The following is a 1637-nucleotide window of genomic DNA, read 5'->3' as shown; positions in this document are numbered from 1 at the left end:
GGTCCAGGTACGGGTCCGCCAGCCGCGCCGCCTGGAGCTGCGCATCGGCCACGGCGCCCACCAGGAGCGGCGCCAGCTGCTCCCACGAGCCGCCGATATCCGACCGGCTGATCTGCCGCCACACCGCCTGTACGCGGTTGACGGCCTGTCGGACGATGACCTGCTGCCGCCGGTACTGCTCCAGCGCGATCGCGCGCAGCGCTGCGTCGACCACGGCCTACGCTCCCGGCTGCGGGACGCCGTCCCCCGGCTTCGGCCCGTACCCGGCGGCCAAGTCGCCGCCGAGGGCCCGCTGGAGAGCGTCGCCGTCCATCTGCCGCATCCGCTCCCGCTGCACCGCCGTGTAACCGAGGTCCTCGCGGCCCTGCTCGATGGGCAAGAGGCCCACCTGCACCAGCTTCGTGACCGCGTCCGCCTTCTGCGCGAACGTCGGCGTCGACGGATCCCGCCACAGCGTCTCCAGACGCGTCGCCCGCGGGTCCCATTCGCCGTCCCGGATCCGCAGGATCAGCTGGTTCATCCGCTCGTAAGAGCCGGAGAAGCAGCGCTGCCGCCGCTCGGCACGCTTCACCAGCCGCGTCTCAGCGCTGCGGATCGCGTCGGCGCTGGGCGGATTGTTCGTGTCCAAACCCAAAAAGTGGGCGGGCTGCCCGGACAGCGCAGCCACCAGGCGGGCGAGCAGCTCGATGGTGCTGTGGAAGTTGGACAGATTCGCCTCGGGGAACTGGATCACGTCGGCGCCGTCCTCGCCCCCCTTCCCCTTCGTCGTCGCCCAGATGCGGCCGGCCAGCCGGGACCACACCGACACCTTTTTGCCATCCGCGTCGACGAAATCGTTCTCGTCGACGCCGAACGCGACCCTTCTGGGCATCGCGTGGTACTCGGCGGACACCATCATGTCCGTGGCCACCTTGCAGGCCGCGTCCGAGATCGGGATGACGTCCGCCAGCTCGGAGACACCGCCTGGCTTCAGGGTGCGCGGCCGGTTGACCAGCGGCACCACGGGCGGCACCTCCAGGCCGTGCTCGTCCCGGTCAACCTCCTTCCAAGAGGTCGCCGTCGTCTGCTCGTAGTAGTGCGTCACCCCAGGGATGTAGAGAGCCGCGTACCGGTCCGTGATGGCGTCCGTGAGCGGGTCCTGCTCATGCCAGCGTTTCAGCGCCGCCCGGACAGCGCGCGTGCGCGGGTCCCAGTCGACCTGCATCTGCAGAGGTGACTCGACCGTCACCAGCGGCGTGGCAGCGTCCTGCTCGTTCGTGCCGGCCACGAGGAACGAGCGGCGCATCGCGAGGGCGTCGATGTGCCCCATCTGCGACTGCTCGTCCATGCCGTTCGCCTGCCAGATCGCCCACAGATCGTCGGCCGTCTGTTTGTTGTCCGCGTACCGGAACCCCTCGACGTCCAGGCGCTCCTCGAGGGCGTCGACGACCAATCTGGGCCAGTTGATGACCACTTGCCGCAGCTGCTCGCCGAGTTCCTCCAGGAGTTCGGGGTGCAGGTACGCGAGCGGCTGCTGGCCCTCGTAGTACCGGTTCAGCTCCTCCAGGCCGGGCTTCAGGCCCTCGTGTACGCGTGCGAGATGCCCCACCCACTCCTCGGGGCTGCGGTCCTTCGCCTGCACGGCCACACCCCCCTTC

At 69.7% G+C, this 1637-nt stretch carries 2 protein-coding genes; both read right to left on the bottom strand.

Annotated elements, in window-relative coordinates; all coding sequences use genetic code 11:
* Window positions 1-214, bottom strand: a 214-nt coding sequence (locus ACFV9G_RS29815) for a hypothetical protein (RefSeq protein ID WP_378733092.1), incomplete at its 3' end; no start/stop codon positions are given.
* Between the two features lie 3 nt (window positions 215-217).
* Window positions 218-1637, bottom strand: a 1420-nt coding sequence (locus ACFV9G_RS29810) for a phage portal protein (protein WP_378733090.1), incomplete at its 5' end; no start/stop codon positions are given.

It is taken from the genome of Nocardioides sp. NPDC059952 (genome assembly GCF_042730435.1).
Classification (GTDB): Bacteria; Actinomycetota; Actinomycetes; order Propionibacteriales; family Nocardioidaceae; genus Nocardioides.
This window is presented reverse-complemented; position numbering and strand designations above follow the sequence as displayed.